This is a genomic window from Pseudomonas sp. stari2 (genome assembly GCF_040760005.1).
Taxonomy (GTDB): Bacteria; Pseudomonadota; Gammaproteobacteria; order Pseudomonadales; family Pseudomonadaceae; genus Aquipseudomonas.
Map to the genome: position 1 here is coordinate 4,457,030 of NZ_CP099760.1, position 13,966 is coordinate 4,470,995.

13 protein-coding genes are annotated in these 13,966 nt (G+C 58.8%); 2 read left to right on the plus strand and 11 right to left on the minus strand.

Going from position 1 to position 13,966, the window contains the following annotated elements; translation table 11 throughout:
- Window positions 1–2: 2 nt before the first annotated feature.
- The 3 genes from NH234_RS20315 to galE all read right to left on the minus strand — a co-directional run bounded on the left by NH234_RS20315 (window position 3) and on the right by galE (window position 2,688).
- Window positions 3–1,118, minus strand: a complete 1,116-nt coding sequence (locus NH234_RS20315) for a polysaccharide export protein (RefSeq protein ID WP_114884344.1) — start codon at window positions 1,116–1,118, stop codon at window positions 3–5.
- Window positions 1,119–1,207: 89 nt separating this feature from the next.
- The gene (locus NH234_RS20320; RefSeq protein ID WP_003226528.1) at window positions 1,208–1,444 is read right to left on the minus strand and encodes a hypothetical protein; all 237 of its coding nucleotides are present in this window, start codon (window positions 1,442–1,444) and stop codon (window positions 1,208–1,210) included.
- Window positions 1,445–1,671: 227 nt separating this feature from the next.
- Entirely contained in the window at window positions 1,672–2,688 is a 1,017-nt protein-coding gene (galE, locus tag NH234_RS20325; RefSeq protein ID WP_085733510.1) for a UDP-glucose 4-epimerase GalE, read from the minus strand.
- Between the two features lie 381 nt (window positions 2,689–3,069).
- On the opposite strand from galE, the gene galU reads away from it, so the two are divergent.
- Together galU and NH234_RS20335 are read left to right on the plus strand one after the other, a co-directional pair.
- Entirely contained in the window at window positions 3,070–3,903 is an 834-nt protein-coding gene (gene galU / locus NH234_RS20330) for a UTP--glucose-1-phosphate uridylyltransferase GalU (protein ID WP_085733509.1), read from the plus strand.
- Between the two features lie 31 nt (window positions 3,904–3,934).
- On the plus strand, window positions 3,935–4,345 hold the full coding sequence (locus NH234_RS20335) for a mannose-1-phosphate guanylyltransferase (protein WP_085733508.1): 411 nt from the start codon (window positions 3,935–3,937) through the stop codon (window positions 4,343–4,345).
- A gap of 4 nt (window positions 4,346–4,349) precedes the next feature.
- Here the strand turns inward: NH234_RS20335 and NH234_RS20340 are convergent, their stop codons facing one another.
- From NH234_RS20340 to NH234_RS20375, 8 genes are read right to left on the minus strand one after another with little or no spacing between them, the layout of a single operon-like run.
- On the minus strand, window positions 4,350–5,486 hold the full coding sequence (locus NH234_RS20340; RefSeq protein WP_367254087.1) for an SGNH/GDSL hydrolase family protein: 1,137 nt from the start codon (window positions 5,484–5,486) through the stop codon (window positions 4,350–4,352).
- Entirely contained in the window at window positions 5,486–6,538 is a 1,053-nt protein-coding gene (locus NH234_RS20345; RefSeq protein ID WP_367254089.1) for an acyltransferase family protein, read from the minus strand. Before NH234_RS20345 ends, NH234_RS20340 begins: the two co-directional genes overlap by 1 nt.
- 12 nt (window positions 6,539–6,550) lie before the next feature.
- Window positions 6,551–7,654, minus strand: coding sequence for a hypothetical protein (locus tag NH234_RS20350; protein ID WP_085733505.1), 1,104 nt, complete (start codon window positions 7,652–7,654; stop codon window positions 6,551–6,553).
- Window positions 7,645–8,877, minus strand: a complete 1,233-nt coding sequence (locus tag NH234_RS20355) for a phosphoribosylaminoimidazole carboxylase (RefSeq protein ID WP_367254091.1) — start codon at window positions 8,875–8,877, stop codon at window positions 7,645–7,647. Before NH234_RS20355 ends, NH234_RS20350 begins: the two co-directional genes overlap by 10 nt.
- Window positions 8,874–9,986 carry a polysaccharide pyruvyl transferase family protein gene (locus NH234_RS20360; protein ID WP_367254093.1) on the minus strand — a complete coding sequence of 371 codons (1,113 nt, stop codon included), beginning with the start codon at window positions 9,984–9,986 and terminating at the stop codon, window positions 8,874–8,876. The genes NH234_RS20355 and NH234_RS20360 overlap by 4 nt, the downstream gene beginning before the upstream one ends.
- Window positions 9,987–10,000: 14 nt before the next feature.
- Window positions 10,001–11,083: a glycosyltransferase gene (locus NH234_RS20365; protein ID WP_085733502.1), complete on the minus strand. Its 1,083-nt coding sequence runs from the start codon at window positions 11,081–11,083 to the stop codon at window positions 10,001–10,003.
- Between the two features lie 42 nt (window positions 11,084–11,125).
- Window positions 11,126–13,354 (minus strand): polysaccharide biosynthesis tyrosine autokinase, encoded by a 2,229-nt coding sequence (locus tag NH234_RS20370; protein WP_367254096.1) that lies wholly within the window; start codon window positions 13,352–13,354, stop codon window positions 11,126–11,128.
- Window positions 13,355–13,392: 38 nt separating this feature from the next.
- Window positions 13,393–13,833: a low molecular weight protein-tyrosine-phosphatase gene (locus tag NH234_RS20375; RefSeq protein ID WP_085733500.1), complete on the minus strand. Its 441-nt coding sequence runs from the start codon at window positions 13,831–13,833 to the stop codon at window positions 13,393–13,395.
- Window positions 13,834–13,966 lie beyond the last annotated feature (133 nt).

Sequence of the window (13,966 nt, forward strand, 5' to 3'; positions counted from 1 at the left end):
CCTTATTTGCTGTTGTTGGTGAATTCGCTCCAGTTCTTCGCAGCGGAAGCGCCGGTGCCGACAATCGATGCCGACGGCACCAACTGGCTGATCAGACGGTTCCAGCGAGTCACGTTGGCAGGCCCTACATAAACGACGTCCTGCGGGCGCACTTCGAAGTGCGTGGCGAGGACCATGGCGGTGGGAGATTCCGCTTCCAGTTGATAGATCTTCGCTGGCTCCACATCGAGGTTTTCAACCCCGCGAATCACGTACACAGCGTTGCCGTTGGCGGTGGTCTGGCTCAGGCCGCCGACCGAGCCGAGCACGTCGGACAGGTTCATCGTCGCCGTCTTGAAGCTCAGGGCGCGCGGCTGGTTGACCTCGCCCATCACGTAGATGCGCTTGTTGTCGTTGTACGGCAGGTACAGTTTGTCGCCACCCTGGAGGTAGACGTTCTGCAATTCGGAATCCTGTTGATTGAGGGTATCCAGATTCAGCGGATAGACCCGCCCGTTGCGCGTCAGCAACAACCCGGACAGGTCGGCATTGTTGGTGTCGATGCCCGCCGAACCGAGGGCTTCGACCACGCTCAGCGGGTTGGTGGAAATCGCTTGCGGGCCAGCCTTGGCGACAGCGCCAGTGACCACGACTTTCTGGCTGGCGAAACGCAGCACGGCGACGTCCACTTGCGGCTCGGCGATGAACGCCGACAGCCGTTGTTCGATGTCGTCGCGCAATTGCTGGATGGTCCGGCCGGCGGCCTGGACTTCTTTGATGTACGGGTAATACAGCGTGCCGTCGGAGCGCACCAGACGGCCGTTGGCGTCGATCTGCTGCTGCGCACCCGACGGCGCGGTCAGCTCGGGGTGATCCCAGACCGTGATGTACAGCACGTCGTTGTTGCCGATGCGGTACTCGGCCGGCGTCGCCAGCAATTCCGTAGGCACCGACTCACGCTTCTGCGTGGCTCGGTTCATGGAGATCAGCTTGGGCGTGATCGGAATCAACTCGACCCGGCTGCTTTCACTGGCGCCCTGGCGGGTGATGCCAAAGGTGCTCAGGTGTTGACCGGGGGAAAACATGCAACCTTGCAGAGCGAGACTTGCCAGCATTAAAAGAGAAAAACTACGAGTCATAATGGCACTACGCTATTCAAGGGCGAATCCAAAACAAAGTCACCCGACTTTCGTCGGGCGACCTTGTACTGCACCAACAGTTACTTCAGTTAGTTGTGCGTGCCGGTTGTACCCGTGGTACCGGTGGTACCCGTTGTACCGCCGTTGGCACTTCCACCACTGTTGGACGCCGCTACGGCACTGGCAACCATTGCAGTACTGGCAGCAGGCGCTGTAGAAGCCGCGACACTGCCCGATACATTGGTTACCGCTGTAAGCGGCGCTTCAGCTGCGGATGCCCAGTTGCTCAACATCGTCAACAAGGCAATCGCCATCACTTTTTTCATATCAACTCCTTTCTAACATTGCACCGTTACATCAGGTGTTTCGTTAGAGGTGGTAGAGTTCAAGTCGCAAAAAGCGCGAACAAGATCCGCTGTTCTTTCACAGTCAGACTCAACTGATAAAGTCGAACGGCAGGTTATATCTACGGACTTGCAAAAGGCATTGCCAGTGTAATTTCCCGACGATATCTAACAACCTGACCGAAAATAACATCGAGTTTAAAACGCCATCATCCCGAGTAACCGTTGGGATGACTGGATTGCCAGCGCCAGGTGTCGGTCACCATGTCTTGCAAGTTGCGAGTGGCTTTCCAACCCAGTTCTTTGGCTGCCTTGGAGGCATCGGCCCAACTTTCAGCAATATCGCCCGAACGTCGCGGCATCACGCGAAATGGCACCGGTCGCCCGCACGCCTGTTCAAAGGCGCGCAGTACTTGCATCACGCTGTAGCCATCGCCAGTCCCCAGGTTCCACGTATGAATGCCGGTGCGCCCGGCAATCGCCTGCAATGCCTTGACGTGTCCGTCCGCCAGGTCCACGACGTGGATGTAATCGCGCACACCGGTGCCGTCGACCGTGGGGTAATCGTCACCGAAGATCGACAACTCCTGCAGACTGCCGACTGCCACCTGACTGATGTAGGGCACCAGGTTATTGGGAATGCCGCTCGGGTCTTCACCCATCTGGCCGCTGTCGTGGGCGCCGATCGGGTTGAAGTAGCGCAACAGCGCGATGCTCCAGCGCGGCTCGGCGTGGCTCAAGTCGCGCAGTACGTTCTCGACGATCAGCTTGGATTGGCCATAGGGATTGGTCGGAATGCCGGTGGGGAAGTCCTCGCGGATCGGCATCTGCTCGGGCTCGCCATAGACGGTGGCCGAGGAACTGAACACCAGACGGAAAACCCCTGCCGCCGCCATCGCCTGACACAGCGTGATGCTGCCACTGACGTTGGTTTCGTAATACTCAAGCGGCTTGCGCACGCTTTCGCCCACCGCCTTGAGGCCGGCAAAGTGCAGCACGGCATCAATCGCATGTTGCTGAAATATCCGATCCAGCAACGCCCGGTCGCACACATCGCCGCGAATCATCAGCGCACTTTTGCCGCAAATGGCCTCTACCGCATGCAACGCCGCATCGCTGCTGTTGCAAAGATTATCCAGAACGACAACTTCATGTCCTGCTTCAAGCAATGCAAGTGTGGTGTGCGAGCCGATATATCCGGCGCCCCCCGTTACCAGAATCTTCATAGCGCGGTCCATAGTGGGAAAAGTGCCAACTAGCGTGTCAAGCCCAACTTGTTTAATGTGTGTCTTGCTTCACACAAACAGGGCGACAACAACCCAAAACAAAAACAGTTCCATCACTGGCCAAAAATATTTTTAAAGGCCAAACTGTATTGCCCGGTACTTATTAGCACTCTCGCACTTTCACCACTATCGACAGATACCGACTAAAAATAACTGTTATTTATCAAGCCGACATCTAATAACATTATCCCGCTTTACACCAAGCTAACATTGCCACTTACAACCTGACTCAGGTATTAAAGTACAGCCTCATCAACTTGCAACTTTTCCTTATTGCAATGTAACCGATGGCTGTATGCCATGAATGTCCAGGAAACTTCTATGATTCGTAAATGTTTGTTCCCCGCTGCCGGCTATGGCACGCGTTTCTTGCCGGCCACCAAAGCCATGCCCAAAGAGATGCTGCCGATCGTCAACAAGCCGTTGATCGAATACGCCGTTGAAGAAGCACGGGACGCCGGCCTGCAGCACATGGCAATCGTCACCGGACGGGGCAAGCGCGCGCTGGAAGACCACTTCGACATCAGCTACGAACTCGAACACCAGATTCGCGGCACCGAGAAAGAGAAATTTCTGGCCGGCACTCGCGAGTTGATCGACACCTGCACCTTCTCCTACACCCGCCAGGTGGAAATGAAAGGCCTGGGCCACGCGATTCTCAGCGGCCGCCCGCTGATCGGTGACGAGCCCTTCGCTGTAGTCCTGGCAGACGACCTGTGCCTGAACCTCGAAGGCGACGGCGTGCTCACGCAGATGATCCAGCTCTACAAGAAATTCCGCTGCTCGATCGTCGCCATCCAGGAAGTCCCGCGCGACCAGACCCACAAGTACGGCGTGATTGCCGGCGAGGCGATTTCCGACGGTATCTACCGGGTCAATCACATGGTGGAAAAACCGGCCCCGCAAGACGCCCCATCGAACCTGGCGATCATCGGCCGCTACATCCTGACGCCCGACATCTTCGACCTGATCGCCGACACCGAGCCCGGTAAAGGCGGGGAAATCCAGATCACCGACGCCCTGATGAAACAGGCGCAGAACGGTTGCGTGCTGGCCTACAAGTTCAAGGGTCTGCGCTTTGACTGTGGCGACGCCGAGGGTTACCTCCAGGCGACCAACTTCTGCTACGAGAACGTCTACCTCAAGGGCCGTTAAACCGCCCCCGCGCACATCCGACGAGGCAACCATGAACATTGCACAACATTCGACAGACATTGAACGGGAGGTGGACAACCTCGGGGTGATGAGCTGGTTGTCTCGTCATCAGCCGTTGCCCAGCGCCAACGAATCCTGGCTCGGGACCATCCTGCTGGTGGAGCGGATCGGCATGTTTCCTTCATCCGGGGACATTCGCCGACCAGTGCGCGATCCCTATCCCCTGCTCGCCCATCTGAAATGGATCTACGGCGAACAGGCGCTGGAGGTCGATGACCGCGACGGCCTGAAAGTGATTTTCAGCGACTGGCGATTCCGGGTGCGCATCTGCTGCAACGACCCGGCGATCATCATCACTGTGGAAACCCGTTGCGTGACGCAATTGATGCCGCAAAAGACCGCAGAGCTTCTGGGTCACGTGGACAACTTCGACCAGGGCTGAGCCCTTATTCCGAGGCGGCGCCGCAGGAAACCCCGTGGTTGCCGCCGACGATCATCCGATAGAAGTAATCGGCAATCACCTTCCCTCCCGTGGCCGGCACCGGATGTATCTTGTCCGGGCCGATCATCGCCGCAGCGTAACGCTTGACGTCCGTACCGAACGCGCATTGCAGATTGGCGTAACCCAGATGCTGCTCACGAGCCCAGGGTTCCAGCACCTGCGCGTAGGCCGACATTGGATAGGCGCTGGAGCGCGTGGTGTCCTGGCGCAGGATCAGATTGACGCTCGCTGACGGCTGAATCTCGCGGATCATCCCGACCAGCCCCTGAACGTTCGTCAGGTATTGCTCGGGTTTCACCCCGAAACCCTGATCGTTGCCACCGAGCATGATCAGATAGACATCGGCCGGAATCTTCGAGACCACCGCTTTCCACTGCGCCTGCCACTGACCGTCGCCATGATAGAAATCGGCAGAGGCCGCACCCGACGCGGCCAGTTTCGACACCCGCAAACCGGCCTGTTCGTTGCTCATCCACAGGCCGAACAGGGTTGGCGCGCCCTTCACCACTTCCAGCCTGAAGGACCAGTCCGTCGCGGAGGATGTACCTGACAACGGGACTTCCTGAACACCGACACCGGTCAGCTTCAAAGGCTGCCAGGATTGCGAGGGTGCCCAGCGATAGCGCAGTTCACTGGATTCGCCGTTGCCCAGAAAAAGTAACTTTGCCTGAGTGACAGCGGTGTTTATCGCTTCACTCGGATGGGCATCGACCTGCAGCCATGCACCGAGACTTCCGGTCACGGTACGGCTGTCGGGACTAGCCACGCCGAGGTTCGACACCTTCCAGTCGCCGCCGAAGTATTTCTCGCTGCTGCGGGTGTACTTGAAATGGCTGCCGCCCAGCGCCGCGCCATGGTTGAAGCCGACATAACCGGGGCCGGCGAAACCGACCTCCCCGACCAGCCGCTGAACCAGTTTGTTCAGATAGAAATCCTGCCCGGCGCTGTAGCTGTCGCCGATCACCGAGACCGACAACACCTTCCCGGCCTTGCCTTCGCGCCACTGAGCAAAACGCTCGCGGACGTCCCCGACTTCAACCACCGACGCCGCGACCGGCGCTGCGTCATCCACTGCAACCATCAGGCACTTCCTTTAGCCGAAACCTGCGCCGGGGAGACGTTCCCCGCCGGTTTTTTCGCCGCCGCACGCTCACCCAGAAACAGCACCGAAGTGAAGTTGAACCGGCTGAAGATCGTCGACAGCAACACCGGCCCGAGCAACCCGCAAGCCACGCCGCAGAACACCAGCACACTTTCGTCCTTGATGCCCAGGCGCCCGAGCACCGAGCGCGAGGTGGCAGCGAACAACACATGAAACAGGAAAATCGCGTAAGAGTAACCACCCAGCCAGGTCAACGCCTTCGAACGCATGTCACTCGACAGCAGCGTGAAGCAGGACACGCATCCAACCGTCAGACCGATCAGGCTGCGGCGGTCGATGATCAGCTCGCGATCCAGCGACGCGATGTACAACAGCGTCAGGGAGATCAGCACAAACACCAACGGGCCAATGACTTTGAACCGTTGCTTCAACGCACTGACATTTTCCTGGCCGATCATGCCCGCCACAAAGAACGGCAACAGATAGGTCGCCCCGTTGATGCCGAACGCATCGAACTTGAACGGCGGCAACAGAAACACCGCTGCAGAAAACGCGAACAGCAGGTACAGACGCGTCGCCGAGCGCAGCCAACCACGCCATTCCAGCAGGCCGACAAACATGAAAATGATGAACACCGCCTGCAGGAACCAGAAGTGGTTCACCGGCACATAGAACGACAACAGCGCGTCGATCACACCGACGTCCTTGTTGACGCCCGGCCCCACCGCCTGCAACACCGAGAACGGCACACCCACGCAAAACAGCGGCACGATCAGGCGCCGCACCTTGCCGGTGAAGAACGCCGAAAAGTCATTGCCGCGAATCTTGTAGATGGAATAGATGTAGCCCGAGATAAAGGTGAACAGCGGCATGCGCACGTACACCATCGAATCGGCGATCACCCGGAACGGCGAGCCGATGTCGATCTTCAAACCGCCACCCAACGGGCCGATCACGTGATAGAGCACCAGCAGCAGGCACGCGAGGCCGCGCAGGGTTTCGATCTCCAGGGACTTTTTCTTGCTCGACATAAAGCACCCGCCTCAATTCAGAATTCTTGATTCGACCCGCACCGGTTTGTTCGCCCGCAGCATCAAGCCCAGGCCCACGAACAACACCGGCACCACCATCGAGAAGTGTCGGGCGAACGAGCCGAAGTCCGGTTCGAACAAGCCTTGAACCAGCAGAAACGCCAGGGGAATCGCGATCAGTTCCTTGGGTTTGGTCTGGATCGGCACGCCTTTGTAATCGGTCGAGGTGATGACTTTGAACAGCAGCAGCGCGGTCATGATCATCAACGCCACGAAGATCACCTGGCCCGGCCCGGAGAGCAGGATCAGCTCAACCGGGAACGACAGCCGGAAGAAGATGATCATCGAGTCCAGCGCCTGCGAGACGAAATCGCTGCCGCTGAGCCAAGAGACAATCAGCGACTTGGAACCCTCCTCGCCCGCTGTGCGCAGTTCGTTGTTGCTGGCGCGAATCGACGACACCGGAAAGCCCAGCGCCAACTGGATGGCCATGGCCACCGCCAGGTAGAACAGGAACAGCATCAGGAAGAAGGTCATGCGCGACACGTACTTCTTCATCATGCAGACGCCGACCCAGGACAGCGAAAACAGGATCCAGTAGGGCCGGATCAGCACGCCGTAGATCACCGCCGAGAGGAAAAACCCGCCGCGATATTTGCGCGTCAGCGAGCTGAACAGAATGCTCAGCACCGCCACCGACACAATGATTTCCTTGGTCAGGTTCTCCAGGAAGAACGAACGCACCACGCCCCACAGGCACAGAGTGCCGAAGATCGCCAGCGGCATGCGCCGGAACACCACCACGGGAATCGCCGTGAGGAAAAAGTTGCAGAACATCCCGTAGGCCCAGGCGTTGGTCAGGTTGATCCCGGTGGGCCGCAGCAGGAACGCCGAACACTCGTAGGAAGAGCGATCCGGCGAGAACGGGTTCCAGAAATTGCAGTTGTCGGCCCGGGCATAGGAAGACCACAGGGTCATCGCATCCGGGCCCGGATCGCGGGGGATCAGCAACGGCATGGCCACCGACAGAAACAGGCCGGTGAACAGGATCAGGAATGACAGTGACGAATCGAGTTTCTTGCCGCGAAACTCGATGCACGGCAGTTTCAGGCCCATGACACGACAGCCTTTTTCGCACGCGTTGCACGGGTCAGCAGCGCAATCACGCCGAGCTGCACGATGATCCCGAAGACGTTGCCCCAGGCCGCGCCATAAATCGAATAGTGCTTGATCAGCACATAGCTGACCGGTACCGAAATCAGCAGGCAAAGGGCCGAACTGGCAAAGGATACCCGGCTGTTTTTCGACGCGATCAAGCCGCCCCAGACGATGTCGCCGATGGCGCGTAGGGCGAAGGAAAAGATCAGCACGCCAAGGATTCCGTTGTCCGGACGCGGCACCGCTGCGCCGACGTAATCGAGCACGACATTGAAGAACAGATAGATCGCCACCGCGACTGCCGCTGAAACCACCAGCGAACGCGCGACCCATTTGTTCACGAACAATTGCCTGACCGTGAACGCTTGTTGATCGGCCTGATAACGCTTGGCGAGCACCGGAATGCCGACCACCGCCACCACCGCGTAGGACAACGCCTGCAAGGTGTTGGCGGCCGACCAGGCGTACACGTATTTACCGAGGCTGGCGTAGGGTTCCAGATCAATGATCAGAAAGCGCTCGGCGTACTGACTCACTGCGATCAGGCCGGTGCCCAGGTAGAACGGCAGCCCGGCTTTCCACACGGTCGCCGTCGCCAGCGTCCCCTCTTCGCGTCCACGATGGACGTTCACCACAATCAGGTAACCGGCGACGATCACCAGCACGTTGGCGATGACCCACAGCCATAGCACGCTGGCGATTCCGGACACCCAGCCGAGCATCATGCCGCCCACGGCCAGCAGTGCCCAGAGGCCGGTCTTGATGAAGAACAGCAGCGCCCCCGCCGTGGCTTTCTGCGCGGAAAACACGAACGAGTTGATCTCAAAGGACAGGTGCTCGGTCAGCAGAACCAGGGTCACACAGGCGATCAATGCCGCCGTCGCCTCGACCTGCTGGAACAGCGAATAGATCAGCACCGTCAGCACCGACAACAGCAACCCCACGGCCAGGTACAGCAGCAGAACCTTGTCGACGACTCGCTTCGAACTGCCGCCGACACTGATCAGCCGATTGATCTCGGAGCTGAAGCCGACACTGTAGAACTTCGAAGCGATCAACGACGCCGCGACCACCACGCCGTAAAACCCCAGCGCCTCGTAACCGAGGTAATGGGTAATGGCGAGCACCAGCAGGAACTTCGCACCCAGCGCTCCGCCGCGCAGCAACAAGCGGAATATCATCGAATGACGCCCTTGATGATGTCGTCCATGGCCACGGTTTTGGCTTCGATTTCACGGCAGGTGTCGGTCAGGCGCTTGCCGAAATCCGACAGCGCGTTCGGCGCAAAAACCGTGTCGATGATGGTGTCGACATTGATGTCGCCACCGTTGATGACCCAGTCCTCGACGCCCATGTCCTGATAGGCACCGAAGCCTTTGCGCTCGTAGCTGATGTGGTACGCCGGCACGCCGGAGAGCAGCGATTCGATCGCACCGTGCAGGCGCACGGAAATCACCAGGTCCGGCTGATATTTGGCAATCGTGGCCTTCAACGGCAGCAGGTCTTCGGTGATGCCCAGTTCGCGATAGAACGCTCCGTCATCGTTACCCCGCACAGCGCTCTGCACCGCGCAGACCACTTTGCTTTTGTTCTTCAGACGCTGCAGCAGCACCTTCAGGTTGGCCACGTAGGCGAGCTTCTTTTCCTTGCTCCAGGCCGGCGGTTTGCGCAGCACTACGCACACGGTGGCCGGCGTCGAGGCGCAACGGGTGAACTTGGGTTGCTGCAGGATTTTGCCGGCCAGGGCCTGCACCGCGAGATCCGGTGCGCGGTAGACATTTTCGCAGGCATCGAACAACGCCGAGGAGCGGTTATCGCGCACGAACACCGCATCGGCGCTGGCGTAGTGGCCGACGATCTTGTCGCTGTCACCGTGGAACGGCCCGATGCTCTGCGGCAGGTACACCGACGGCACTTTGCTGAGGATCGCGGTCTCCAGTTGCTTGGCGTGGCCCAGTTTCAGCTTGATGTGTTCGAAGGCGCTTTTGGAGCGCATGTAGCCGCCACCGACGCCAACGATCAGATCGGTTTTCTTCAACAGATCCGCCAACCCGGCGTAGGACTGATTGAGGAATATCGCCTGCTTGACCCGGCCCAGGCCCTTGGCGGCCATGACCGGCGCATCGAAACGCGGGTGCGGCAGGTATTTGAAGGAATCCGGATCGGAGGCCACGACGCTGATCGAAGTGTCTTCGCCAAAGTTGCGCTGCACCAGCGCAATGGCCAGATCGACCAGCAGACCATCGCCGGAATTGGAGGCACTGTAGCCATGCAAAATCGTTACGTTCATGAGCGAAGTTCTACTTAATAAGAGGGAGCGGAATACACGTCGTAGGTCTGGCGGATCATCAACGCGGCGCTGAAGCGCTCGCGGACGATGCGCCGACCTTCAAGGCCAAGGACCGACAACGCGGGTTTCTGGATCTGCTTCAGGCGATCGGCCAATGCGTGGTGGTCACCGGTGGGGAACACGTAGCCGGACACCCCATGGGTGACCAGTTCAGGCAGCGAGGTGCAGTCGCTGGCGATCACCGGCAAGCCCAGCGCCATGCCTTCCAGAGGCACCATGGCGAAGCCTTCCCAGCGACTCGGAACAATCAGCGCATCGGCCTGTTGATACAGCGCGTTGACCTCGGCGGGCGTGACCCACGGCAAGTACTGAACACCGTCCATTGGCGGGCACTCGACCGTCGCCTCGTTGACCGCACTGCCGACCACCGTCAGTTTCAGGTCGTTGCGTCCGGCCTTGGCGTAGGCCTTGAGCAGCACGTCGAAGCCTTTTTGATAGTCGAGCCGGCCGACGAAGAGCAGATGAATCGGCTGTGGATCCTCGGCTTTGCGCGCGTCATCCTTGGGGTGTATGCCGTTGTAGATCAGGCGCATGCGCTTGCGCTCGATGCCAAACGCTGCGGCTTTGTCCAACTCGTACTGGCTGACGCAAATGATCGTATCGGTGACCTTCTGCAGCACGCGCTCGATCCACGCATAGACTTTCTGCTTGATCGGCGAGCTTTCCATCAGGAACGAAAAGGCGTGCGGGCAATAGACGATTTTCGGTTTGCGCCACGGCCGCAGAAGCACGCACACGCAACGGCCGATCACCCCGGAAAACGTGCTGTGCAGGTGCACCACATCAGGTTTTTCCTTGAGCATCACTTGCATCAGTCGCCAGGCAAAACGAAGCAACGACGGCACATTGCGCCCGGTTCGCTCGAAGGTGCGGATCTGCTGCGGGGCGATGCCGTGCAGTTCCTTTTCCTGATCCTGCGGCACCAGATACACCAGCTCGTAGTTGGCTTGCTCATCGTCCGGGGACGCCGAAATCGTGCGGATCACCGTCGCGACGCCACCTTTTATCGTTTCAGCCACGTGCAGTATTTTTTTCACAACCCACCCACTTTCTTGCCTGTAAAGAACAATCGCTGAAACTCAGGATTTGTCGGACGCATATTCGTAGTTGTAATAGCCGTAGCTGCCGTTGCCGTAGTAACTGGCCGCACGCTTCTCGACGCCGTTGAACACCGCGCCTTTCAACTCGATGCCGTTCTGGGCGAAGCGACGAATCGTCAGTTCGATCTCTTTGGCCGGGTTCACCCCGAATCGCGCGACGATCAGGCTGATGCCTGCTTCGCGACCGACAATCGCCGCATCCGTCACCGCCAGCAGCGGCGGTGTGTCGATGATCACCACGTCGTAGCGCTTGCTGAGTTCCGCCAGCAGGTCGCGGAAATTGGCGTGCATCAGCAGTTCGGAAGGATTGGGCGGCACCTGGCCACGGCTGATGAAGTGCAGGTTGTCGACTTCGACCTTGTTGATCGCCTGTTCGAGGGTGCAGCGCTTGACCAGCAAATCCGACAAACCGTTGGTGATCGGTGTGTTCAGCGTCTTGTGCAGATGCCCCTTGCGCATGTCGGCATCGATCAGCACCACGCGCTGGCCGCTCTGGGCCATGACCGCCGCGAGGTTGGAAGACACGAACGTCTTGCCGACCTGCGGGCTCGGGCCGGAAATCATGATGCGGTTGTTGGTAGAGTCCAGCGCCGCGAAATGCAGGCAGGTACGCAGGCTGCGGATCGACTCGATGGACAGGTCCGTCGGATTGCGCAGGGCCAGCAGATACGCCGGTGTGTCCGCCGTGACTTTGGCGCGGACTTTCTTGGTGTCCTCTTCTTTTTGCAGGGCGCTGTAAGGGATCGATGCGTAGACCGGCAAGCCGAGTTGCTCGATGGCTTCCGGCCCCTCCAGGCCCTTGCTCAGGGATTTGCGCAACAGCACCAGGGCCACACCGACAAAGGCGCCGAGGAAGGTCGCAATCAGCACGATCAGGGCTTTTTTTGGTTTGACCGGACTGGTCAGGTCTACATCCGCCGAGTCCACCAGACGCACGTTGCCCACGGCGCCGGCGCGGATGATGTCCAGTTCCTGGGACTTGTTCAGCAACTGGGTATAGATCTGCGAAGCCACTTCAACATCGCGGGTCAGGTTGAGCAGTTCCTGTTGCGTAGCCGGCAGGTCGCCAACCTTGCCTTCCAGCGACTTCTGTTGCTGGGTCAATTCACCGATCTGGGTCATCAGTGCACGATAGGCCGGATGCTGCCTGGTGAACTTGCGATCCATTTCCGCCTGCTGCATTTTCAGCTCGGAAATCCGCGTTTCAAGGGCGACGGACTGGCCGAGCACCGATTGGGTTTCCAGGGAGATGTTCACGGTCTTGCCGCGCGTCTGGTAGGCATTGAGCGCATCGCTGGCCTTGGCCAGGTCGCGTTTGACCTGCGGCAACTGACTTTGCAGGAAGGCCAGGCTCTGCGCCGCTTCGGCCGAGGTGCGGCGTACGTTCTGGTCCACGTACAGCGAGGCGATCTTGTTGAGGATCTTCACTGCTTCAGCAGCGTCGGTGCTGGCCAGGGCCAGGCGGATGATCCCCGACTCCTTGCCCTGTTCGGAAATATCCAGCGCGTCCTGATACCCCTGAATAGTCACGATCCGTGGGTAGCGCACCACTTCAAACCGGGTGCCGGGGTTGGCCAACAGCTGCGTGATCTGCCCTTCTACGCCATCCTGTGCGAAGGCTTCACCAGCAGTGCCTTCTGCCAGCAGATTGTCGTTGTCGTCGAACAACTGAAAGCGATGCTGCTCGCCGGCGATCAGGCTGAGTTTCTTGCCCAGCAGCTCCTTGGGCAACTCGAGCCGGGCGAACTCCAACCGTTCACCGCCCCAAGCGTAGCTGCTCAGCCCGAAACGTGGCGGCGCGACGCTGAGTTCGGTTTCACCGCGATAGCGGCGGGAGAGAAAACCGCCAATCACCGGGAAAGTATTGGGGGTGACGTCGATGTCCAGGCGCAGATCGTCGACGGTCTTGCCGATCACCGCGCGGGATTTGATGATGCCGATCTCGGTCACGGACGGCGACTGACCACCCAGCATGCTGTTGAGGTCGGAGAAGCCGAGCATGTCATTCTTCTTCGGCTCGACCTGTACCAGCGCGTTGGCCAGATACACCGGCGTGGCCAGAATCGCATAGGCGACGCCGGTCATCATGAACGCGCCGGTGAAAGCGCCGATCAACCATTTCTGATCGAGCAAACTGCCAAATATGCCGAGTAGATCAATACTGTCTTGATCGTTGTCACGGGTGCCGACTACTGACGGTAACTGCATAAGTCTTTCTTACCATTCACTGTTCTGAAGAATATTCATCAATGCCCGAGGCGTTGTGCCCATGAGCCAACAGCATCTTCAATCAATGCATGGGCATGAATAAAAGCGGCCTGCCCTTGACGATACGGATCCTGTATTTCTCGTTCGTTCTGCCACTTGCCGAGAAGAAACACTTTGCCCCTGGCGTGAGAGGCAATCTTCAGTACTTGTTTTACATGCTCTTTTTCCATCACCAGAATCAGGTCTGATTCATTGACGATGTCCGCTGTCAGTTGCCGCGCCTTGAAGCCTTCGGCGCACTGCCCACGGTCTTCCAGCACCTTGCGGGCTGTTGCCTCCATGGACTCACCAACCCTTGCGGACAAGCCTGCGGAGGTGACGGTGATCGTCGAGGGCGCCAGTGCGTTGCGCAGCAACAGTTCTGCTGTGGGACTTCGGCAAATATTGCCGACGCAGACGACAAGGATCTTTCTGAACAAGGTTTACTTTCCCGTGTAATGTCAATCGGCCAACATTCCGTGTGGATTGAAATAAACCCACCAGACTTTCCCGCACTCGGAAATAGATTCGCCTGTTAGTACCGGTGCATTAAGTACCACGGGGTCCAAAAGT